Raw genomic sequence first — 21,684 nt, forward strand, 5'->3', positions numbered from 1 at the left:
CGCGCGTGCGCCAGCCGCAAGTTACGAGCAGCCCTGGGCCGACGGAATCCCTCGACCCTGTTCAGGCCCGGCACGCGGTTCCCGATGGAATCCCGGCCTCGTCAAATCTTGACTGCGTCCAGTCCCACCGGTCCGCTTGCAGGACGCCGTTTGAGTTCCGCCTCGTCCTCACCCGCAAGCATCCGCTGACGCAACATGTCCGGGTCGAACTCGACGCCGATGGGATTGACGTTGAACTCTTCCGTAAAGAAGAACTTCGTCGATTCTTCGACAGTCTCGAAATTCTCGACCTGGAATTCGAGATGATTGCCGTCCGGGTCGCGATAATAGAGCGAGGTGGTGGGGCCATGATTGATCGCCCATGCAGGCGCGATCCCAAGATCTTTCAGGCGCTGATAATTTTCCAGCAGGTCGTGAAGCGAGTCATAGGTGAAGGCGATATGATGCAGGCCGACATCGGAACTGTCCTGGTCGAGCAGATCGGGAACGGCCACGATCGCGATGCGATGATGCTCTTCATCGTAGGACAGGAAAGACAAGCCCGGATTTTCGTAGGCGGCCGTCGCATGCATCACGAGCTTGTACCAATCCACCATCTCCGCGAAGCGGGACGTGCGGAGAACAAAATGAGCGAGTTTCGAAGGCGGAACAATTTTCGCCGCGATCTCGGATCGGCGTTCATCAAGCATCTGCATTGTCTTCTCCTTAGTCTCTCTTTTCCCGTCGGGACGGCCACCCCGCCCATCATTTGCGCGCCTTGTTTCCTTCGGGTGCCGTCCTTCGCCGAACAAACCCGCAGGATTGCGCGCTCCGCATCGCGGGAGTTTAGTCGCCCAAAGCTATAAAACCGATATGGCAGAAACTTGCCGGCGATAGCTGGCACCTATCGGCTGCCTGTCATCCGCACATCCGCAGCAAGCGCAATCGAAGGACCTGAGCGATGCCTGCCACGCATCTCAGGGCGGGATGCGCCATCTGCCCATGCCATGGGGGCGCGCCTATTGGGAGGCTCATGCCGTCCGCTAGGCGAGGCAATAATCCAAGCGATCCGAGAGGTTTGCGCGGTGGCCTATTAATGGAGAGCTTCATGGCCAAAGTCATCATTTCATGCGCAATCACGGGAGGCATCCATACGCCGACCATGTCCGATGCGCTGCCGATTACCCCCGAACAGATCGCTGAGGAGTCGATTGCCGCCGCCGAAGCAGGGGCCGCGATCATCCACCTGCACGCACGTCGGCCCGAGGATGGCCACCCGACCGGCGATCCGGAGGTGTTCGCGCGTTTCCTGCCGGTGATCAAGCAGCGCACCGACGCGGTCATCAACCTTACCACTGGCGGCAGTCTGACCATGCCCGTCCAGGAGCGCATCGCGGCCGCGCTCCGGTTCCAGCCCGAGATATGCTCGCTCAACATGGGGAGCATGAACTTCGCGCTATTTCCCGTGGCGGGCAAGATCACGGAATGGAAATATCCGTGGGAAAAGGACTATATTGCCAATTCGGACGATTATGTCTTCCGCAACAGCTTCCGTGACATCGCCTATATGTTCGAGACGCTGGGCGGCATGGGCACCAAATATGAACATGAATGCTATGACCTTTCGCATCTCTACACGCTGGCGCATTTCATCGATCGTGGCCTGATCAAGCCGCCATTCTTCGTCCAGATGGTCTTCGGGATTCTGGGTGGAGTGGGCGCGCACCTCGAAAACCTCGTGTTCATGAAGGAAACCGCGGACCGGCTTTTCGGCAAGGAGAGCTATAAATGGTCGGTGCTGGCGGCGGGCCGCCACCAGATGCCGTTCATAACCCAGGCGGCGCTGCTGGGCGGGCATGTTCGCGTCGGGCTTGAGGACAGTCTTTATATCGGACGTGGCGAACTCGCCGCATCGAACGCCCAGCAGGTCGAGAAGATCAAGCGCATCCTGGCCGAACTCGGCCATGAGCCCGCGACACCCGCCGAAGCGCGCGAAATGCTGGGCCTGAAGGGCGCCGACCGGACGCTCATCTGATCGCGCAAGAAGCCGCGGAGGGTGTGACACCCGCAGCGGCCCTCCTCAATTTATCGACCGCCGATCGAATTCGAAGGATCAAGTGCATGGAAGCCGCGAGCAGCCAGTCGCGACGCGACATCGTCAACGCGCTCGAGCATCTCGATGCGCGATTATTATGGCTTTCCTCCTGGATGATTCACAACGCCAATCATCTTCGGCCGAAACGTGATGGCCTGAAGGTCGGCGGCCATCAGGCCAGTTGTTCGTCGATGACCGCGATCATGGCGGCGCTCTACTTCCATGCCCTTCGTCCGCAGGACAAAGTGGCGGTCAAGCCGCATGCGGGGCCGGTGCTGCATGCCATCCATTACCTGCTCGGCAACCAGACCCTCGATCGCATGCAGAAATTCCGCGGTCTGGGGGGTGTGCAAAGCTATCCTTCCCGTACCAAGGACACTATCCCCGTCGACTTCTCCACGGGCTCGGTCGGTCTGGGCGTCGCGGTCACGGCTTTCTCTTCACTCGTCCAGGACTATCTTATCGCGCACGGCCAAGTGCGGGAGGAGGATGCGGGCCGCATGATCGCGCTGATGGGCGATGCGGAACTCGACGAGGGCAATATCTACGAATGCCTGATCGAGGGTTACAAGCACGATCTGCGCAACTGCTGGTGGATCGTCGACTATAATCGCCAGTCGCTGGATGCGACCACGGCGGATCGCATGTTCCGGCGCTTCGACGATATCTTCGAGACATGTGGCTGGCGCGTTGTCACCCTCAAATATGGCAAGATGCAGCTCGCGGCCTTTGCGCGCCCCGGCGGCAAGGCGCTTGAAGAATGGATCGACAGCTGCCCCAATGCCGAGTTCGCGGCGCTCACCTATCAGGGCGGCGCTGCCTGGCGCGAAAGGCTGATGGCCGACATCGGCCAGAAACCGAACGCCCGGAAGCTGCTCGACAGCTATGACGACGAGGCTCTGGCGCGGCTCATGACCAATCTGGGCGGCCATTGCATCGAAACGCTGGTCAACGCGTTCGACAGCGCGCAGGACGACCGGCCGACCCTGTTCATCGCCTATACGGTCAAGGGCCACGGGTTGCCGCTCGCGGGCCACAAGGACAATCACTCGGGCATGATGAACCCGGCCCAGATGGAGCAGTTCCGCACCGGCCTGGGCATCAGGGAAGGCGAGGAGTGGGAACCCTGGGGCGGCCTTGGCGACAATGCCGCAACAGAGCTGAAGGCTTTCATCGCCGACAGCCCGATCGCGAAGGTCAAGACGGAACCGCTGGCGCCCGCAGTCGCCGTTCCGGCGATCCGCGCGCCCGAGGGCGCCGAACAATCCACCCAGGCCGCTTTCGGACGCATCCTCCTCGACCTCGCCAAATCGGGCGAGGAGCTGGCCGATCGCATTGTCACCACCGCGCCTGACGTCACCCAGACCACCAATCTCGGCGCCTTCGTCAACCAGCGCGGCCTGTTTCGCCGGCAGGAGCTGGCCGACGTGTTCCACAAGGCGAAGATTCCCTCGGCACAGAAATGGGCGCAGCATGCGGCGGGTCAGCATATCGAGCTGGGCATTGCAGAGAACAACTTCTTCCTCATGCTGGCCTCGCTGGGCCTTGCCGCACCACATTTCGGTACACGGCTGCTGCCGGTCGGCACCGTCTACGACCCGTTCATCGCGCGCGGTCTCGATGCGCTGAACTATGGCTGCTATTCGGACTCCCGCTTCCTCCTGGTGGGCACGCCGTCGGGAATCACGCTGGCAGCGGAAGGCGGCGCGCACCAGTCGATCAACACCCCGCTGATCGGCATGGGTCAGCCCAATCTCACCTATTTCGAGCCGGCCTATGCCGACGAGCTGGCCGTGATGATGGCTTATGCCTTCGACCATATGCAGCAGCCCGACGGCAGCTCCGTCTATCTGCGCCTGACGACCCGATCGATCCCGCAGGTCGCACGCGATGATGCCAGTTGGCAAGCCGACCTGTTGAAGGGCGGATACTGGCTGCGTCGTCCTTCCGAAGGGGCTGAAGCCGCGATTGCCTTCACCGGCGTCGTCGCGCCCGAAGCGTTGGCGGCGTGGGAAAAGCTTGTCGACGACATTCCTGGCCTCGGCCTGCTCAATGTCACCTCACCTGACCTGCTCCATCGCGGCTGGTCGGCCCGTCGCGCCGCGCGCTGGACCGATGAAACGGCCGCGCCCTGCCATGCTGAGACGTTGCTATCCGCGCTGGCACCGGGCGCGGGCCTGGTGACGGTGCTCGACGGCTCGCCCGCCGCGCTGTCCTGGCTCGGCGGCGTCAAGGGCATGCGGGTGAGCCCGCTCGGGACCGACCGTTTCGGCCAGACCGGGGACCTGCCCGATCTCTATCACGCCTATCGGCTGGACAGCGACGCCATCATCGAAGCCGCCGCCGAACTGTTCCTGGGAAACTGACATGGCCATCGAACTGAAGATGCCGGCGCTGTCGCCGACGATGGAAAAGGGCACGCTGGCAAAATGGCTGGTCGCCGAGGGCGATCTGGTGAAGGCCGGCGATCTCCTCGCCGAGATCGAGACCGACAAGGCCACGATGGAATTCGAAGCCGTGGACGAGGGGAGGATAACGAACCTCGTGGTTCCCGAAGGAACGGCAGACGTCGCGGTCGGCACGGTCATTGCCGTCATGGCGGAGAATGGCGAGACCGCGCCCAGGCCGGTGCTGGCGGGCGCGGAGCCGATGATCGTCCGACCTGTCGAGGCCGCGCAAGCGCCCGCTCCATCCGCTCCAGAGTCGGTCCGGCCAAAGCCCGCGCCAGAGGTGCCGGCGCCGCGCGCCCGTGTGTCGCCCGCCGAGCGGGTGAAGGTTAGCCCGCTTGCATTGCGCATTGCGGAGGCGAAAGGCATTGACCTTGGCGGCATCGCCGGTACCGGCCCCAACGGCCGCATCGTTCGCGCCGATCTTGGCATCGGGCCATTGGTCACCCCGCGCCACGACCCGGTCGCACGGTCGATCGACGCCGTGCCGTTCCCTGTCGCGACCATCGCCCCACCGCCTTCCGGCGTTCCTGTCGAGACGGTCAAGCTCAGCTCGATGCGAAAGACCATCGCGCGGCGCCTCACCGAATCCAAGCAGACGGTGCCGCACTTCTACCTGACGGCACGCTGCAACCTCGATCCGCTGTTGAAGCTGCGCAGAGAACTGAACGCCTCTCTCGCGCCGCGCAGCATCAAGCTCAGCGTCAACGACATGCTGATCAAGGCCCTGGCGCTCGCGCTCGTCGAAGTGCCGGACGCGAACGTCCAGTTCGGCGGCGAGGAGCTGCATCGCTTCGGGCGCGTCGACATATCGATGGCGGTGGCGATCGACGGCGGCCTCATCACTCCGGTGATCAAGGGCGCTGAGGCGCTGTCGCTTTCCGCCATAGCGACGCAGACGAAGGCGCTCGCCGCGAAGGCGCGCGATGGCAAGCTGCTGCCCGAGGAATATCAGGGCGGCACCTGCTCGATCTCCAATCTCGGCATGTTCGGGATCGATGAGATGTTTCCGGTGATCAATCCGCCCCAGGCTCTCATTCTGGGGACGGCCGCAGGGGTTGAGCAGCCGTGGAAGGTCGATGGTGCCGTGGGGCTCGCGACGATCATGGCGACGACGGCGAGCTTCGATCATCGCGCAATCGACGGCGCCCTGGCGGCCCGGTTCATGCAGTCATTCCGCGGCCTTGTCGAAACGCCGATCCTGCTGTGCAGTTGATCATGACAAGTGCCGGGGGCGCTTGTTCTTCCTCAAATCATTCGAGGAAGGCGCTGTCCAGATCCGTGGAGCAGGAGCGGACGTTTCCGCCTGAAGCTGAAGGAAATTTATGCAGACCGACCCTATCGTGATTGCCAGTTATGCCCGCACTCCGATGGGCGGCTTTCAAGGCGCGTTTTCATCGGTAACCGCAACGGAGCTTGGCGCTATCGCCGTCCGCGCGGCAGTCGAACGGGCCAAGGTGCCGGGCGAAGCAATCGACCGCATCTACATGGGATGCGTGCTGCCGGCGGCGCTGGGCCAGGCGCCGGCCCGACAGGCCGCTCTTGGCGCCGGGCTTCCGGAGAGCGTTCAGGCCACGACAGTGAACAAAATGTGCGGCTCTGGCATGCAGGCAATCATCATGGCGGCCGAAGCGCTGCGAGCGGCCGCCGCCGACGTCATCGTCGCCGGAGGCATGGAAAGCATGACCAATGCGCCCTACGCCCTTCCCAAACATCGCTCTGGCGCTCGGATCGGACATGACCGCGTCATCGACACAATGATGATGGACGGTCTCGAGGATGCCTATAGCGTGGGCAAGCCGATGGGCGCGTTCGCGCAGGATACGGCGGATGCCTATCGGTTCACGCGCGAGATGCAGGATGCCTATGCGCTTCGGTCGCTGGAGCGCGCGCGGGCGGCAATCGAAACGGGCGCCTTCGCCGAAGAAATCGTGCCGGTGCCTGTAAGGACGCGGTCAGGCTCGCAATTCATCGCAACGGACGAGCAGCCGGGGAGGGCGCGGCCGGAGAAAATACCGACGTTAAAGCCTGCATTCGCGTCAAACGGCACGATCACTGCGGCGAGTTCGGCATCGATCTCCGATGGCGCGGCGGCCATTATATTGACTCGGCGGAGCGTTGCCGAGCGGCTCAAAATGCCGGTAATAGCGCGCTTGAGCGGGTCCGCGGCGCATGCGCATGCTCCCGCGCTCTTCACCACCGCTCCCGTTCACGCCATCCGGACGTTGCTCGGCAGAACAGGCTGGTCGGTTGAGGATGTCGACCTGTTCGAGGTGAACGAAGCCTTTGCCGCGGTAGCGATGATCGCGGCGCGCGATTTGGCAATCCCCGATGACCGCCTCAATGTAAATGGCGGAGCGACAGCGCTGGGCCATCCGATCGGCGCGTCGGGCGCGCGCATTCTGGCGACCTTGCTTGCGGCGCTTCAACGCCGTGGCGGTCGGCGCGGCGTTGCGGCCCTGTGCATCGGCGGCGGCGAAGCGACCGCAATGGCAATTGAACTGATTTGAGGGAGAGACAAGCGATGAACATCGATGGCGTTGCGGCAATCGTCACGGGAGGCGCATCGGGGCTCGGGGCTGGCACGGCACTGCGCCTTGCCCGCTTAGGAGCCAGGGTCACGATCTTCGACCTCAATTCGAAGCTCGGCTCCGCACAGGCTGAGGAGTTGGGAGGACATTTCCTGGCTGTGGATGTGACGGACGAAGTCGCCGTTCACGCGGCGATCACGGAAGCTGAGGCGCGGCACGGCGTCGCTCGCATCCTTGTCAATTGCGCCGGCATCGCCACGCCGCGCAAGGTGATAGATCGCGACGGCAGTCCGATGCCGCTTGCCGACTTCTCCAGGATCGTGACGATCAATCTCATAGGTTCGTTCAATGTGCTCTCCGCCTTCGCCGCGCGGCTTCACACCGCCGAACCTGTTGGCGAGGAGCGCGGTGTCATCGTCAACACGGCGTCGGTTGCCGCCTATGATGGGCAGATCGGTCAAGCCGGCTATGCCGCGTCGAAGAGTGGAATCGTTGGAATGACACTGCCGATAGCGCGAGAGCTTGCGCGTTATGGCATAAGGGTCATGGCGATCGCACCGGGCATCTTCTGGACGCCGCTGCTTGCTGGGCTGCCCCAGGAGGCCCAGGACTCCCTCGGAAAGCAGGTGCCGTTCCCCAGCCGGTTGGGGCAGCCCGGCGAATATGCGCAATTGGTCGAAAGCATCATAACCAACCCGATGTTGAACGGAGAGGTCATTCGCCTGGACGGAGCGATCAGGATGGCCCCCAAATAAGCGCGCAGCGGCGGCCCGAATGTCAAGGCAGAAATGATCGAGCGCTTTTCCGCAACGGCGCCAAATGCCGAAGCGGTTCGGGCGACTGCGGCGAGAGCATGGCCTTGCGGTCCATGCCGCCCTTGCCCTGTTCGACCCGGATCAGCATTCGCTTGCTGTCGATATTGTCGTCCTCTGTCGGAGATCCGCCTGAACGGCGTGGAGCCATGGCTTTTCAGAGGTCGGGTTTTGGGAAGAGAGAAGCGCTTCATCTTGGGGCTTCGTGGCTGAACATCTGTTTCCCGCGCGGCGACCAAGCTTGTCATCGGTGATCTCAACCGCCGGGATGGTTCGCCTTCAGAACATCCTCGATGCGATCCGCAACTTGGGTCATCGCCATCAAGCCGGTTCCACGGTCAGCACCGCAGCTTCCGCGCCCGTCACTCTCATTCTTGCACCGACTGGCGAGTCGGGGCCTCTGCACGACCAGACGCTGTCGCCCACCTTCACCCGGCCCCGGCCATTGTCGATGGGTTCGACGACGGTGACGACCTCTCCCACCAGCCGGGCGGTGCGGTCGTTGAGGAGCGGGTCTTGCGAGTCCACCGGATTGGCGGTGTACCAGCGTCGCCCGCCCCAGACCGACAGCAGGCAAAGGCCCGCGAAAAGCAGCAACTGAAGGGGGATGGAGACCGGAAACGCGAGAGCGACCAGACCGGTCAGCGCGGCGGCCAGCGCGACCCAGATCAGGAATACGCCCGGTATCACCACTTCACCCATGGCGAGCAGCGCGGCGAAGACCAGCCAGCCCCAATGGTCGTCCAGCATGGCGAGCCAGTCGGTCATGCCTGCCCCTGTCCGAACGGCCCGCGCCGCGACGGGGCAGGGGGCGGCGGTGGAGGCGCGGCGTCTCCCAGAGCCTCCCTGGCCAGCGCGCCGATGCCGCCCAATGTGCCGATCAGCTGAGTCGCCTCCACCGGAAAAAGGATCGTCTTGGCGTTGGGGGAGGTGGCGAACTGGCTCACCGCCTCGACATATTTCTGGGCGACGAAATAGTTGATCGCCTGCGCGTTGCCGCTGGCGATCGCTTCGGAAACCATCTGCGTTGCCTTGGCTTCGGCCTCCGCCTCGCGCTCGCGGGCTTCGGCGTCGCGGAAGGCGGCTTCGCGGCGGCCCTCCGCTTCCAGGATCTGGCTTTGCTTCTGCCCTTCGGCCTTCAGGATTTCCGATGCGCGCAGCCCCTCCGATTCGAGGATCAGGGCGCGCTTCTCGCGTTCGGCCTTCATCTGGCGGCCCATGGCGTTGACGATGTCGGCGGGCGGGCGGATGTCCTTGAGTTCCACGCGGGTGATCTTGATGCCCCATGCATTGGTGGCATGGTCGACCACCGAGAGCAGGCGGGCGTTGATCTCGTCGCGCTTGGACAGGGTTTCGTCCAGGTCCATCGACCCCATGACCGTGCGCAGGTTGGTGGTCGCGAGCTGCATGATCGCGACATAGAGTTCCGACACTTCATAGGCCGCCTTGGCCGCGTCCAGCACCTGGAAGAACACGACGCCGTCGACCGAGACCATGGCGTTGTCCTTGGTGATGATCTCCTGCCCCGGAATGTCGACCACCTGTTCCATCATGTTGATCTTCCGCCCGACGGCGTAGAAGAAGGCAGGGTAGAAATTCAGGCCGGGGCGCGCGACTTCGGTGAAGCGGCCGAAGCGTTCGATGGTATATTGATAGCCCTGGCGCACGACCTTGACGCTCACCGCCAGGTAGAACAGCACCAATAATGTCACCGTCAGCGCGAATGTCGTCAGCATCTCTGCCTCTCCCCCGAAATCCGCTTGGACTATGACGCGAAATCATGAATGGGAAAAGGCAAAGTGATAGGAGTTCCATCATGTTGTTGCGCCACGCCCGATCGCTGCTGTTCCTTCCCGCGTCCAACCCGCGCGCCATTGCCAAGGCGCGGACGCTGTCCTGCGACATGGTGATACTGGATCTGGAGGATGCGGTGCCCGACGGCCGCAAGGAAGAAGCGCTGGCCAATGCGGTCGAAGCGGTTGCGGAGGGATTTGGCAGTCGTCTCTCGGCAGTGCGCATCAATGTCGAGGGCGCGCCCTCTCATGGGCGGGAGATGGTCGCGCTCAAGGCATCGGCCGCGGATTATGTGGTGCTGCCCAAGGTGGAAAATCCCCGTCAGGTGAAGGATGTGTTCAGCGTCTGCCACAAGCCGGTGATCGCGATGATCGAGAGCGCGACGGGCGTGCTGGCGGCGCAGGCGATCGCGGCGGCGGAGGGCTGCGCGGGGCTGTTCATGGGGAATAACGATCTGCGGCAGGATTTGGGGATACCGCCGTCGGCCGGGCGGGAAGGGCTGGCCCTGTCCCTGCAATCCGTCATCCTTGCGGCGCGAGCGGCGGGGATCGCCGTGTTCGATGGCGTCTTCAACCGGCTGGACGATGAAGCGGGTTTCGAAAGCGAGTGCGCGGCGGGACATGCGCTGGGCTTCGACGGCAAGACGCTGATCCATCCGAGCCAGGTGCCGGTCGCCAATCAGGTGTTCGGTCCCGACCCCCAGGCCGTCGCCGATGCACGACGGCTGGTCGAGGCGGCGACGGGCGGGGCCGAGCGGTTCGAGGGGCGAATGATCGAAAGCATGCACGTCGAGGAGGCGAGGGCGCTGATCGCGCGGGCCGACGCCGTGACGGCATAGCCGATGCCGGAACTGAAATATCCGCATGGATAACCAGGTGCAACGGTCATAAAATCAGGGAAAGGGCGTGAATCCGCGATGTTTCCGGATGCGTCATAAATGTCACTGTCAAATAAAAATTAATGGCATTTTTATGGCAAAATGTTAATGTTTGATTTGCGGGGTCGGAGATTCTGCGAGGTCCATCATGTCCAGGTTGAGGATGGCGGCGAGTGCCGCCAGTTGTATCGTTGCGCTCTTTTTCGGCGGCGCTGCGTCCGCGGGGGAGGTACAGTGCTGGCAGCCTTATGAAATAGAGGCGGCGCGTGTCAGAGATCTTCAGATCATGTTGATGCTGGGATCGCTGAAATGCCGATCGACCAATAGCGAAATCACCGCGAAATACGATAAATTCTATGAGAGGATGGGAAATGCGGACAAATATAATAATGCATTGAAACTGCGTTTCATGCGTGAAAACGGCATTGCCGACGGGCAACGTGCCTATGACGACTTCATCACGAAAATGGCCAACAGTCATACGGATGGCGTGCAATCGGCGGGTTTCTGTCAAATGGCCGACACGCTGATGACGTTGGCCACCAACGCCGGTCAGGACGAACTGCCTGTGTTGGCGCGGAATTTTTCGGAAAAGCCGGCTGGCGTGGGCGATGTCTGTGAACTGAAGACGGCTGCTGCGGCGCCTTTGGCCGCGACGCCGCCGGTAGCGGAACCCGCGACGCCGGTTGCCGTGGCGGAAGCGGCACCGCCCGCCGTCACGCCGCAATCGGCGGCCGCAGCGCTGGAGGCGGCGGCCATTGCGCTACAATCGGCTGCTGCGAGCCTCAAGACTCCGGCTGCCGATGTGGCGCCGAAGGATGCCGTGTCGGATGCCCAGCCGACGATGGTGGCTGTGGCGAAGCCGGTGAGTTGAGGGTGTCATGGGTGCCGCGCCTTTGGGGAGCGCGGCACGGGGAAATGCGAGCCCCGGAACGCTTTTTCAGTCCCCGCTGCGTTCCTCCGGTCTCCATCCCCGGCCCACCGCTTCTCAGCGTTTTTCATATCTCCAGTTGCGGCCCTTGCCCGCCGCGATCCATTCGACCGCCTGTGCGATGCGCCTGTCGCGGGTGGCATCCGTTCGCGCATCGTTGATCCACTCGCAATAGTCGCGCACCTTGCCGGGCGGGAAGCCTGCCCATGTTGCCGCGGCAGCAGGATCGGCGTCGAGGGCCGCTGAGAAAGCGGGATGCAGGGGAAGCGGTGCGCGAGGCGTCTTCACGCCGCTGCGTGGCTCGTCGCCGGCCTCTATCAACGCCATGGCTTTCCTCAAAAGAGCTGCGATCGTGGCATCGTCCGGCAGATCGTGCAGGCTTCGAATCCGGCCGAACTGGCCCATGGCTTCGCCACGGCTGCCGTCCGGCGCAACCTTGTCATGCCAGAAGCCGAAGGCGACATGCCCCTGGAAGCCGGCCATGTTGCAGAGGTTTTTGTCCCGATAGGTGAAGAAGGGCATGCCCCATTTGACGGTTTCCGCAATGTCCGGCGATGCCGCGTGGATCAGACCGCGCAAATGGCGGAGGATCGGCTGTGCGAAATCGGCCTGCCGGGCGATGTAGGCGTCGATGCGGGGATCGACCGCCATCGCCATCAGCCCTGCCGGTGCCGGGCGGTCAGCAGATAGTTGATCGCCTTGTTGGGCGAAAGGATGAAGCCCCTGGCCGGTGAGAAGCTGAGCCCGCTGCTGTCGATCACCTCCAGTCCCGCATTCTCCAGCAGCTTCGCAAGTTCCTCGGGATTGAGGAATTTGTGCCAGTCATGCGTGCCCTTGGGGATGCCGCCGATGCTTTCCCCGATGGTGATCATGGCAAGGCGGGAGAGGGGGGTGCGGTTGGGCGTCGAAAGGATCAGCAGGCCGTCCGGGGCCATCTTTTCCGCCAGCGCGGCGACGAAGGCTGCCGGGTCCGCCACATGTTCGATCACCTCCATGCAGGTGACGAGGTCGAAACCTGTTTCCTCCAGTCGTTCCACCGGCGTGGCGCGATAGTCGATGGCGAGGCCTTGCCCCGCGGCATGGTTGCGCGCCACGGCGATATTCTCCTCCGCCGCGTCCAGCGCGGTCAGGCTAGCGCCCAGGCGCGCCAGCGGTTCGGCCAGCAGGCCGGCGCCGCAGCCGACGTCCAGGGCGCGGCGGCCCGCCAGCGGGCGGAAATCATGGCTCCGCCCCGGCCAATGCCGGTCGACGGCATCGCGAATATAGCGCAGCCGGACCGGATTGAGCTTGTGCAGCATGGCGCTGCTGCCATGGGGATTCCACCAGTCGGCGGCCATGGTGCCGAAATGGGCGGCTTCGCGCGGGTCGATGGTGCTGGACGCAATATTCTCCATGGCCTCCTGCTACCAGTGTCCGGGGGTGCAGGCTATGGCTGTTTTTCGGCCTGTCTTGCATTGCCCGGCGCCGCCGATCCGGATTCGCGCGCCTTGTCCTCCTGGTCGAGGCGACGGTAGAGGTCCCGCGTCGCATCCTCGGTGCGGCGCATCTCTTCCGGCGTCCGGTGCCTGCGGTTGCTGAGCATCACGAAGATCAGCACGATCCCGAGCAGGATCGGCCCGCCGATCGTCACCATCGCCCATAAGCTGCTTTCCATCGCATCCTCCGTTCCTGGTCCCCGGACGGGCAATGACCGGCAGGCGGGTCGGTTCCTTCCGCTGCTCCCGCGACTCTGTCGCTTTGCTTGCCATATTCGCCGCTGCTGCTAATAGGAGCGCCGTTTTCGCGCCCCTCCGGGGCATTTTATTTCTTTTCAGCAGGCGGGTTCGACAGGCAAATGGCGCGCATCGTGATGAAATTCGGCGGCACCTCCATGGCGGGGATGGAGCGAATTCGCAACGTGGCCGCACGGGTCAAACATGTCGTCGAACAGGGGCATGAGGTTGCCGTCGTCGTATCCGCCATGGCGGGGGAGACCGACCGGCTGGTGGGTTTCTGCAAGGAAGCCTCGCCGCTCTACGATCCGGCGGAATATGATGTCGTCGTTGCTTCCGGCGAACAGGTGACGAGCGGCCTGCTCGCCATGACGCTGAAGGCGATGGGCGTGGATGCGCGGAGCTGGCTCGGCTGGCAGCTTCCGATCCGCACCAATGAAGCCCATGCCAAGGCGCGCATCGGGGACATCGACACGATCGACCTGCTGGCGTCGATGCGGTCGGGCACGGTGGCGGTCATCCCCGGCTTTCAGGGCATGATGGAGGATGGCCGCATCTCCACCCTCGGCCGCGGCGGGTCGGATACCTCGGCCGTTGCCGTCGCGGCGGCGGTGAAGGCGGACCGCTGCGACATCTATACCGACGTCGACGGCGTCTATACCACCGATCCGCGCATCGTGGCGCGGGCGCGCAAGCTCGACCTCGTTACCTATGAGGAAATGCTGGAACTGGCCTCGGTCGGCGCCAAGGTGCTCCAGACCCGCTCGGTCGGCCTCGCCATGAAGGAAGGCGTGGTCGTGCAGGTGCTTTCCTCCTTCGATGATCCCACCCAGGACGACCTCCCCGGCACGCTGATCGTCAGCGAAGAGGAACTGGAAGCCAAGCTCAAGGAAGACAAGATGGAACGTCAGCTCATCACCGGCATCGCCCATGACAAGAATGAGGCGAAGATCACCCTGACCCGCGTGCCGGACCGTCCGGGCGCGGTGGCGCACATCTTCGGGCCGCTGGCCGATGCCGCGATCAACGTGGACATGATCATCCAGAATGTCGGCCGCGACAAGGGCGAGACGGACGTGACCTTCACCGTGCCGGGCGCGGATCTTGCACGGGCGCTGGACGTGCTGGAAAGCCAGAAGGACGTGATCGGCTTCAACCGGGTGATCCCGGATACGAAGGTGGCGAAGGTGTCGGTCGTCGGCGTCGGCATGAAGAGCCATGCGGGCGTCGCCAGCACCATGTTCAAGTCGCTGGCCGATCGCGGCATCAATATCCTCGCCATCTCGACCAGCGAGATCAAGGTTTCGGTGCTGATCGACGAGGATGAGACCGAACTGGCGGTGCGTGTGCTGCACACGGCCTATGGCCTGGACGCGCCGGTCGCTTGACCTTTCCTTCCCTGCCCTTCAGGTTCAAACGAGGCACGTGACTCGTTTGAAGGGCCGGAGGTGGGGGACTGCCCCACAAAATAGCGCGTGGGGAGAACCCCCACCCCAACCCCTCCCCTGAAGGGGAGGGGCTTTATGATTCTAAGGGCTTGAACATGACCAACGCCAAACTCGCTTCCCTGATGGCCCGCGGCACTGAATTTCTGGGTTGCGAGGTCGCGATCCTGTGCGGGGCGATGAGCTGGGTGTCGGAGCGCAATCTGGTTGCGGCCATCTCCAATGCGGGCGGCTTCGGCGTGATCGCCTGCGGGGCCATGACTCCCGAGCTGCTCGACAGGGAGATCGCGGCGACCAAGGCGCTGACGGGCAAGCCCTTCGGCGTCAACCTCATCACCATGCACCCGCAGCTTTTCGAGCTGATCGAGGTTTGCGCGAAACATGAGGTCGGACATGTCGTCCTCGCCGGCGGCCTGCCGCCCAAGGGCAGTATCGAGGCGATCAAGGAGAAGGGCGCGAAGCTGATCTGCTTCGCTCCCGCGCTGGCGCTGGCCAAGAAGCTGGCGCGTTCCGGGGTGGATGCGCTGGTGATCGAGGGCATGGAGGCGGGCGGACATATCGGCCCGGTGTCGACCAGCGTGCTGGCGCAGGAAATCCTGCCGGAAATGGCGTCGCAGCTTCCCGTCTTCGTCGCCGGCGGCATCGGGCGTGGTGAACTGATCGCCGGCTATCTGGAAATGGGTGCGGCGGGCGTGCAGCTGGGCACCCGCTTTGCCTGCGCGGTCGAGAGCATCGCCCATCCGAACTTCAAGAAGGCCTTTTTCCGTGCATCGGCCCGCGATGCGATCGCCAGCGTGCAGATCGACCCACGCCTGCCGGTCATCCCCGTGCGGGCGCTGAAAAATGCGGGAACCGAGGCCTTTACGGCCAAGCAGCGGGAGGTCGCCAATCTGCTCGACAGCGGCGTGGTCGACATGGGCGAGGCGCAGCTCCAGATCGAACATTATTGGGCGGGTGCGCTTCGCCGCGCCGTGATCGACGGCGATGTCGAGGGCGGTTCGCTGATGGCCGGGCAGTCGGTGGGCATGGTGTCGAAGGAGGAGCCGGTGGCCGACATCATCGCGCAATTGATGGACGAAGCGGCGGCGGCGCTGGAACGGCGCATCTAGGATATCGTGCAGAAAAGCGGGACCGGTTTTCTGCTTCAAAGGATACGCAACAAAAACTTGGAGCGCGCGACCAGCGTCCGATTTTGACGCAGCGGCCCGGGGCATACCGCATTCCCTTCGCAGGTGCGCGTCGGGGGCAAATCGGACGAACCGAATCCCTCCCCGGACGAGCCGAGCCCGCTTTGGTCGTCAGGAACGCTTCGCTCTGCGATGAGTTGTGACGTCCGGATAATGATCAAAGGGATGCCAGGGTGCCGCCGCGTACCGTCGTTCGCCGTTTCTGTGAGTTTGCATCTGTCACCGCGCTCGCGCTGATCGCAGGCTGTTCCACGCCCGAGAAGAAGGCGCCGCCCACGCCGCCACCCCCGGTGGTGCCGACGATAAAGCCCCTGCCGCCGATGGGGGCGGTCGAGGAAATGGGCATTCCGGAAGTGGGCGAGGACGGCAAATATCTGACGCCCAATCGCGGCGTGACGGCCAATACGGCGCTGTGGCACGTGCGCATGGCGCTGAACGTCGCGGCGCTTTCCTGTCATGGCGTGAACGAGCCGGCGCGCATCCAGTATAACCGGATATTGCATGTGCATGAGGCGGCCCTGCGCGAAGCGAACGCGGCGGTCGACCGCAATTATTATGTCGCTTACGGTCAGGGCGGGCTGAAGGCGCGGGAACTGCTCAACACCGTCGTCTATAATTTCTTTGCGCTGCCGCCGGTGACGAAGAGCTTCTGCCCCGTGGCCATAGAGGTGGGGGCGAAGATACTGGCCATGCCGTCGAACCAGCTGCTGGCCTATGCGCCCGAAGCGCTCACCCAATTGGAAAAGCCGTTCCAGGAATTTTACGCCGCCTATGCCGATTATCTGCGGCGGTTGGCCGAATGGCAGTCGCGCTTCGGCGGGACGGTGAGTGTGGTGGTGTCGCCAACGCCGCTACCGCCCCCGCCGACCCCGCCCAGGGAGATCGCGGCCGGTTTTGCGCCCGGTGCGCCGGGGACGCCGCCATCGGCTCTGGTGCCCGGCGCTCCGGTACGGGTAGAGGTGCCGACATTCCCGCTGACGCCCATGCGGGAAACCTTCATTCCCGCGCAATAATCCCTCAGTCGCGCGTGTCGAAACGGCGTCGGGCTTCCTCCACCGCTTCCAGATTGCGCTCCGCCCAGACCCAGACGCCGCAAAAGGCGGCGCTGAGGCTGTTGCCGAGCGGCGTCAGCGCATATTCGACGCGCGGCGGCACCACGGGATGGACGGTGCGGATGACGAGGCCGTCGCGCTCCATCTGACGCAATGTCTGGGTCAGCATCTTTTGGCTGATGCCTTCCACCTGTTCGGCAATGCGGGTGAAGCGGAGCGTGCCCCTTTCCTCCAGCAGTTCGAGGACCAGCAGCGTCCATTTATCCGCGACCCGGCCGATCAGATCGTTGACGAGTCGTTCGATCCGAGGGTCTAGCGGCGCTTCGGGATTGGTGTCGATAAAGGCTTCCGCTTCGGCGATTTCAGCCGGGGCAAAACGTTTTTGCAACGGATTTTCCATTTCTCACTTCTTGGTGCGTATGGCACTTTTCGGTGCCTTCTTTCAAAAAGAGAGTGTAGCTCTAGATTGCCGGTCACACCATCGCAAAAGGAGAAGACCATGCGTAAGAGCGGCAACACCATCCTCATCACCGGCGGCGGTTCCGGCATCGGCGCGGCGCTGGCGCATGAATTCCATGCGGCCGGCAATCAGGTCATCATCGCCGGGCGGCGGCAGGCGGCGCTGGACGCCGTGGCGGCGGAGCATCCGGGCATGGCAGCCCTGACCATCGACATGGAGGACGCGGCGGCGATCGCGGCCTTCGCCGGAAAGCTGGTCGCGGACTTCCCCGCGCTCAATGTCGTGATCCATAATGCCGGGATCATGGTTGTGGAGGAGCGGATCGACCTTGCCATAGCGGAGGCCACCGTCGCCACGAACCTGTTGGGGCCGATCCGCCTGACCCATGCGTTGCTGCCGCATCTGCTGGGGCTGGAGGCGGCGACGCTGATGACGGTGACGTCGGGTCTGGCCTTCGTCCCGCTGGCGGCCACTCCCACCTACAGCGCAACCAAGGCGGCGCTCCATAGCTGGTCGCAGTCGATGCGGCATCAGCTCAGGGGCAGCAATGTCGAGGTGATCGAACTGGCGCCGCCGGGAGTGCAGACCGACCTGATGCCCGGCCATGCGGAAAATCCGCAGATGATGCCGCTGGACGAATTCATAGCGGAAGTCATGGGGCTGCTGGCGCAGCAGCCGCCGCTGGAGGAAATCTGCGTCGAACGGGTGAAGTTCCTGCGCGAAGCGGAGCGGTGCGGGGAGTTTGAGCAGGTGTTCGGGATTTTGAACGCCGGGCATTGAGCGGAGATGAATCCTCCCCATGCCCGGCATGGGGAGGATTCATCTGGCCTCATGAAGCTGGCGTGGTCGAAGGCGCCTTGGGCGGCAAGGGGAAGAGGCGGACGAAGCGTGCCGCAAGGGCCATGTCCCCCTCCACCTGAAGCGAGTCGGCCACGTCCTCGAACGTCAGGCCGCCATAGATCACGGCGGCCAGCCCATTCTGGTCGCCGCAGAAGATCGCGTCCGCACCGCCCGCTTCGCCGCGCACGGCGGTGAAATCGCCATCCTTCAGGGTCAGGCGGAACTCCTCCTCCCCGAAGCGCAGGCCGATGGTGGCGTCCAGATCGCCTATGCGGTCGCGGTCGATCATCGTGCGCATCGACAGGATCACCGACGCATTGCTCATCGGCATGCCGGGCTGCATCGTGGGAGAGCGGGATGCCCAGCGTCCCAGCACCTGGAACAATATCTCCGACTCGCGGCCCCATTCCGTCAGCTCATAAATCTGGCTGGCGGCGGGCGGGGGCAGGCGGCGGCGGATGAGGATGCTGGCCGCTTCCAGCTCCTCCAGCCTTTGCGTCAGCACATTGGCGCTGATTCCGGGCAGGCTGGCGCGCAAATCGGTGAAACGCTTGGGGCCGAGCATCAATTCCCGCATGATCAGCATGGCCCAGCGATCCCCGATCAGGTCCAGCGCATGGGCCGTTGCACAACCATCCTGATAGGCCCGCTTTTTCACGAGAGGAAATCCTTAGTTATTTTTCCTAACTTATAGATTGTATAATATAATCTACCAGTGCATAAAGTTCAAGCCGGTGAGTCGGGAAAAGGCCACAGGCCAGGATGATCCCAAGGAGATGTGTGATGCCGAACGCCCCCGCTCCGAAAATGATTTTCGTCAACCTGCCGGTGAAGGATCTGGCTGCCTCGATCGCCTTTTACGAGGCGGTGGGCGCGGTCCGGAACAATGATTTTGCGGACGACAGCGCGCAGATGCTGAGCTTTTCCGACAATATCCACGTGATGCTGCTGACGCGGGAGCGGTTTGCCGGCTTCACGCCGCGTCGCATTCCGGACGCGCATGAAACGGCGCAGGTGCTGCTTGCCCTTAGCGAGGCGAGCCGCGCCGATGTCGACCGGACGACGGAGAAGGCGTTGGCGGCGGGCGGTGCGGAGCCCAATCCCCGGCAGGACCATGGCTTCATGTACGGCCGCAGCTTTGCCGACCTGGACGGCCATATCTGGGAAGTGGCGTGGATGGATATGGAAGCGGCGCTGGCGGTGAACAAGGAAGCCGCTGCCTGAACTCCGCCTTTCCTTAAGGAGAGAAACGATGAGCTATATGGACGGTTTCGTGATCCCCGTGCCCAAGGGCAACAAGGAGCGGTACAGGGAAGTGGCGGCCTATGCCGCGCCGATCTTCATCGAACATGGCGCGCTGCGGGTCGTGGAATGCTGGGCGAACGACGTCAAGCTAGGCAAGGTCAACGATTTCCGCACCGCCGTGATCGCGGAGGAGGATGAGGAGGTCGTCTTTTCCTGGATCGAATGGCCCGACAAGGCGACTCGCGATGCAGGGGCGGAGAAGGTCATGAACGATCCGCGGATGGAGCCGAAGGAAGGGGAAGACATGCCTTTCGCCGGTGCGCGGCTGATCTATGGCGGGTTCGAGGTGCTGCTCGACGCAAGGGCCTGAGGGCGGGGATCGAAAACTGGGCTTGAGGGAGGCTGGAAATGACCGACCTGAACGGCAAATTCTTCTGGTATGAACTGATGACCAGCGATCCGCAGGCGGCGATCGCCTTCTATGGCGACATCGTCGGCTGGACCGCGCAACCCTTTGGCGGGGAGCGGACCGATGATCCCTATCATGTCGTGTCGGGCAGCGCCGGGCCGATGGGCGGGATCATGTCCATTCCGGCTGAAGCGAAGGATCGCGGCATGTCGCCCTGGTGGGGCGGCTATGTCGGTTCGGCCGATGTGGATGCGGATGCGAAGCGGCTGGCCGGGGCGGGCGGCAGCGTGAAGCGCGCGCCGGAGGACATTCCGGGCGTCGGGCGCTTCGCGGTGATGAGCGATCCGGGCGGGGCGGCGTTCATGCTGCTCAAGGGGTCCAGTCCCGACGGGATGGAGCCCGCGCCACCGATGGCGAACGGTCATGTCGGCTGGCATGAACTTTACAGCGGCGCTTTCGACGCCGACCTGGCCTTCTACACCGGGCAGTTCGGCTGGGCGAAGGGCGAGGCCATGGATATGGGGGAAATGGGCAGCTATCAGCTCGTCTCCCAGACCGGCGGCACTGATTTCCAGAGCATGACGGGCGGCATCATGGCCCGTCCCCCGGAGGTGCCGGTGCCGGTCTGGCTCTTCTACTTCGTCGTGCCGGACATCGACATCGCGACGGAGAAGGTGAAGGCCGGCGGCGGAACCGTGCTGAACGGCCCGATGGAGGTGCCGGGCGGGGCCTGGATCATCCAGGCGACCGACCCCCAGGATGCGATGTTCGCGCTGGTGGGCATGCGATCCGGCACGGCATAAGGAGAGGAATCATGTCGAAGATTTCACCCTGCCTGTGGTATAACGGGCAGGCGGAGGAGGCCGCGCGCTTCTACACATCCCTGTTCGGGGGATCGGTGGATTTCATCAGCCGCTATCCCGACGATAATCCCAGCCCCAGTCCGTTCAAGGGCGGGGATGTGCTGCTGGTGGAATTCACCCTGTTCGGGGAAAGCTATCAGGCGCTGAACGGCGGGCCGAAATTTCCTTTCACGGAGGCGGTCTCGCTGTCCGTCGCCTGTCGGGATCAGGCGGAGATCGATCGTTATTTCGATGCCCTGACCGCGGATGGCGGTTCGCCGGGCCCGTGCGGCTGGCTGAAGGACAAATATGGCCTGTCCTGGCAGCTGGTGACGCAGGAGATCATGGACCTTTACAAGACCGGCGACCGGCCGGGCATCCAGCGGATGATGAACGAGATGATGACCATGCAGAAGCTGGATACCGCCCGGATGAAGGCGGCGTTCGAGGGGAGGCCGGCATGAGCGCGGCGGAATTCGAACTATCGGTGACCTGTCACATCGCCGCCCCGCGCGAAATCGTGTGGAAGGTATGGACGGACCTCAAGGACCAATGGTTCTGCCCGAAGCCCTGGCGCGCCGAGGTGATCGAGGAGGATCTGCGGCCCGGCGGGCGGAGCGCGGTGCGGATGTTCGGCCCGAATGGCGAGGACACGGGGCCGATGGAAGGCATCGTGCTGGAGGTGGTGCCGCAGGAGAAGGTGGTGACGACCGACGCCTATGCCTCCGGCTGGATACCGCAGACGCCCTTCATGACGGCGATCTGGAGCTTTGCCGTGGAGGGGGAGGGGACGCGCTTCACCGCGACGGCCCGGCATTGGGATGCCGGAGCGATGGCGAAGCATGAGGAGATGGGATTCCACCCCGGCTGGGACCAGATGGCCGAGCAGTTCAAGGCTCTGTGCGAGACTTCGGCGGGCATGGCTTAGAGCCAATCGACATTCAGCCCTGACGGCCTGCAAATGACGCTTTTCCGTGCTTCCGGTGCTCACCTACTTTGAGTAGGCTGCGCTCCGGGTCACGGAAA

24 protein-coding genes are annotated in these 21,684 nt (G+C 63.5%); 16 read left to right on the forward strand and 8 right to left on the reverse strand.

Features of this window, described 5'->3' with window-relative positions; all coding sequences use genetic code 11:
* Window positions 1-101: 101 nt before the first annotated feature.
* A complete protein-coding gene (locus tag A0J57_RS21145) occupies window positions 102-695 on the reverse strand; it encodes a VOC family protein (RefSeq protein ID WP_061939457.1) in 594 nt (197 codons plus the stop codon).
* A gap of 392 nt (window positions 696-1,087) precedes the next feature.
* Between A0J57_RS21145 and A0J57_RS21150 the strand changes: the two genes are divergently transcribed.
* The 5 genes from A0J57_RS21150 (at window position 1,088) to A0J57_RS21170 (ending at window position 7,807) form a co-directional block, all read left to right on the forward strand.
* Window positions 1,088-2,014, forward strand: a complete 927-nt coding sequence (locus A0J57_RS21150; RefSeq protein WP_037483882.1) for a 3-keto-5-aminohexanoate cleavage protein — start codon at window positions 1,088-1,090, stop codon at window positions 2,012-2,014.
* Window positions 2,015-2,100: 86 nt separating this feature from the next.
* Complete coding sequence (locus tag A0J57_RS21155; RefSeq protein ID WP_061939459.1) at window positions 2,101-4,440, forward strand: transketolase; 2,340 nt, start codon at window positions 2,101-2,103, stop codon at window positions 4,438-4,440.
* A 1-nt stretch (window position 4,441) separates the two neighbouring features.
* Window positions 4,442-5,737 (forward strand): pyruvate dehydrogenase complex dihydrolipoamide acetyltransferase, encoded by a 1,296-nt coding sequence (locus tag A0J57_RS21160; RefSeq protein WP_061939461.1) that lies wholly within the window; start codon window positions 4,442-4,444, stop codon window positions 5,735-5,737.
* Between the two features lie 109 nt (window positions 5,738-5,846).
* Window positions 5,847-7,031, forward strand: coding sequence for an acetyl-CoA C-acyltransferase (locus tag A0J57_RS21165; RefSeq protein WP_061939463.1), 1,185 nt, complete (start codon window positions 5,847-5,849; stop codon window positions 7,029-7,031).
* Between the two features lie 14 nt (window positions 7,032-7,045).
* Window positions 7,046-7,807 carry an SDR family NAD(P)-dependent oxidoreductase gene (locus A0J57_RS21170; protein WP_061939464.1) on the forward strand — a complete coding sequence of 254 codons (762 nt, stop codon included), beginning with the start codon at window positions 7,046-7,048 and terminating at the stop codon, window positions 7,805-7,807.
* 378 nt (window positions 7,808-8,185) lie between these two features.
* Here A0J57_RS21170 and A0J57_RS21175 read toward each other — a convergent pair whose 3' ends face one another.
* On the reverse strand, window positions 8,186-8,632 hold the full coding sequence (locus A0J57_RS21175; RefSeq protein WP_025551422.1) for an NfeD family protein: 447 nt from the start codon (window positions 8,630-8,632) through the stop codon (window positions 8,186-8,188).
* Window positions 8,629-9,600: an SPFH domain-containing protein gene (locus tag A0J57_RS21180; RefSeq protein WP_044660059.1), complete on the reverse strand. Its 972-nt coding sequence runs from the start codon at window positions 9,598-9,600 to the stop codon at window positions 8,629-8,631. Before A0J57_RS21180 ends, A0J57_RS21175 begins: the two co-directional genes overlap by 4 nt.
* 80 nt (window positions 9,601-9,680) lie before the next feature.
* Here A0J57_RS21180 and A0J57_RS21185 point away from each other — a divergent pair, with 80 nt between their 5' ends.
* Window positions 9,681-10,496: a CoA ester lyase gene (locus tag A0J57_RS21185; protein ID WP_044660058.1), complete on the forward strand. Its 816-nt coding sequence runs from the start codon at window positions 9,681-9,683 to the stop codon at window positions 10,494-10,496.
* Window positions 10,497-10,821: 325 nt separating this feature from the next.
* Window positions 10,822-11,409, forward strand: coding sequence for a hypothetical protein (locus A0J57_RS21190; protein ID WP_061939466.1), 588 nt, complete (start codon window positions 10,822-10,824; stop codon window positions 11,407-11,409).
* Between the two features lie 114 nt (window positions 11,410-11,523).
* Here A0J57_RS21190 and A0J57_RS21195 read toward each other — a convergent pair whose 3' ends face one another.
* Genes A0J57_RS21195 through A0J57_RS21205 form a run of 3 tightly spaced genes read right to left on the reverse strand, consistent with a single transcriptional unit; the run spans window position 11,524 to window position 13,120 of the window.
* On the reverse strand, window positions 11,524-12,117 hold the full coding sequence (locus tag A0J57_RS21195; RefSeq protein ID WP_061939479.1) for a YdeI/OmpD-associated family protein: 594 nt from the start codon (window positions 12,115-12,117) through the stop codon (window positions 11,524-11,526).
* A 5-nt stretch (window positions 12,118-12,122) separates the two neighbouring features.
* On the reverse strand, window positions 12,123-12,860 hold the full coding sequence (ubiG, locus tag A0J57_RS21200) for a bifunctional 2-polyprenyl-6-hydroxyphenol methylase/3-demethylubiquinol 3-O-methyltransferase UbiG (protein WP_044660056.1): 738 nt from the start codon (window positions 12,858-12,860) through the stop codon (window positions 12,123-12,125).
* A 32-nt stretch (window positions 12,861-12,892) separates the two neighbouring features.
* Window positions 12,893-13,120, reverse strand: a complete 228-nt coding sequence (locus A0J57_RS21205; RefSeq protein WP_048577366.1) for a hypothetical protein — start codon at window positions 13,118-13,120, stop codon at window positions 12,893-12,895.
* A gap of 180 nt (window positions 13,121-13,300) precedes the next feature.
* Here A0J57_RS21205 and A0J57_RS21210 point away from each other — a divergent pair, with 180 nt between their 5' ends.
* The 3 genes from A0J57_RS21210 to A0J57_RS21220 all read left to right on the forward strand — a co-directional run bounded on the left by A0J57_RS21210 (window position 13,301) and on the right by A0J57_RS21220 (window position 16,823).
* On the forward strand, window positions 13,301-14,566 hold the full coding sequence (locus tag A0J57_RS21210; RefSeq protein ID WP_025551431.1) for an aspartate kinase: 1,266 nt from the start codon (window positions 13,301-13,303) through the stop codon (window positions 14,564-14,566).
* Between the two features lie 155 nt (window positions 14,567-14,721).
* Complete coding sequence (locus A0J57_RS21215) at window positions 14,722-15,732, forward strand: nitronate monooxygenase family protein (protein ID WP_061939468.1); 1,011 nt, start codon at window positions 14,722-14,724, stop codon at window positions 15,730-15,732.
* Window positions 15,733-15,983: 251 nt separating this feature from the next.
* Window positions 15,984-16,823, forward strand: coding sequence for a hypothetical protein (locus A0J57_RS21220; RefSeq protein WP_061939470.1), 840 nt, complete (start codon window positions 15,984-15,986; stop codon window positions 16,821-16,823).
* A 4-nt stretch (window positions 16,824-16,827) separates the two neighbouring features.
* On the opposite strand, the gene A0J57_RS21225 is transcribed toward A0J57_RS21220, so the two are convergent.
* Window positions 16,828-17,262, reverse strand: a complete 435-nt coding sequence (locus A0J57_RS21225; protein WP_025552091.1) for a helix-turn-helix domain-containing protein — start codon at window positions 17,260-17,262, stop codon at window positions 16,828-16,830.
* A gap of 99 nt (window positions 17,263-17,361) precedes the next feature.
* On the opposite strand from A0J57_RS21225, the gene A0J57_RS21230 reads away from it, so the two are divergent.
* Window positions 17,362-18,102 carry an SDR family oxidoreductase gene (locus tag A0J57_RS21230; RefSeq protein ID WP_061939472.1) on the forward strand — a complete coding sequence of 247 codons (741 nt, stop codon included), beginning with the start codon at window positions 17,362-17,364 and terminating at the stop codon, window positions 18,100-18,102.
* 49 nt (window positions 18,103-18,151) lie between these two features.
* Here the strand turns inward: A0J57_RS21230 and A0J57_RS21235 are convergent, their stop codons facing one another.
* Window positions 18,152-18,820 (reverse strand): helix-turn-helix domain-containing protein, encoded by a 669-nt coding sequence (locus A0J57_RS21235; protein WP_061939474.1) that lies wholly within the window; start codon window positions 18,818-18,820, stop codon window positions 18,152-18,154.
* A gap of 125 nt (window positions 18,821-18,945) precedes the next feature.
* Between A0J57_RS21235 and A0J57_RS21240 the strand changes: the two genes are divergently transcribed.
* From A0J57_RS21240 to A0J57_RS21260, 5 genes are read left to right on the forward strand one after another with little or no spacing between them, the layout of a single operon-like run.
* Window positions 18,946-19,386: a VOC family protein gene (locus A0J57_RS21240; RefSeq protein ID WP_025552095.1), complete on the forward strand. Its 441-nt coding sequence runs from the start codon at window positions 18,946-18,948 to the stop codon at window positions 19,384-19,386.
* Window positions 19,387-19,414: 28 nt separating this feature from the next.
* Entirely contained in the window at window positions 19,415-19,777 is a 363-nt protein-coding gene (locus A0J57_RS21245; protein WP_025552097.1) for a DUF1428 domain-containing protein, read from the forward strand.
* 38 nt (window positions 19,778-19,815) lie between these two features.
* Window positions 19,816-20,619, forward strand: coding sequence for a VOC family protein (locus tag A0J57_RS21250; RefSeq protein WP_061939475.1), 804 nt, complete (start codon window positions 19,816-19,818; stop codon window positions 20,617-20,619).
* 11 nt (window positions 20,620-20,630) lie between these two features.
* Window positions 20,631-21,122, forward strand: a complete 492-nt coding sequence (locus tag A0J57_RS21255) for a VOC family protein (protein WP_025552101.1) — start codon at window positions 20,631-20,633, stop codon at window positions 21,120-21,122.
* On the forward strand, window positions 21,119-21,586 hold the full coding sequence (locus A0J57_RS21260; RefSeq protein ID WP_044660048.1) for an SRPBCC domain-containing protein: 468 nt from the start codon (window positions 21,119-21,121) through the stop codon (window positions 21,584-21,586). The genes A0J57_RS21255 and A0J57_RS21260 overlap by 4 nt, the downstream gene beginning before the upstream one ends.
* Window positions 21,587-21,684: the final 98 nt, after the last annotated feature.

The sequence above is a fragment of the Sphingobium sp. 22B genome (genome assembly GCF_001580035.1).
Taxonomy (GTDB): domain Bacteria; phylum Pseudomonadota; class Alphaproteobacteria; order Sphingomonadales; family Sphingomonadaceae; genus Sphingobium; species Sphingobium fuliginis.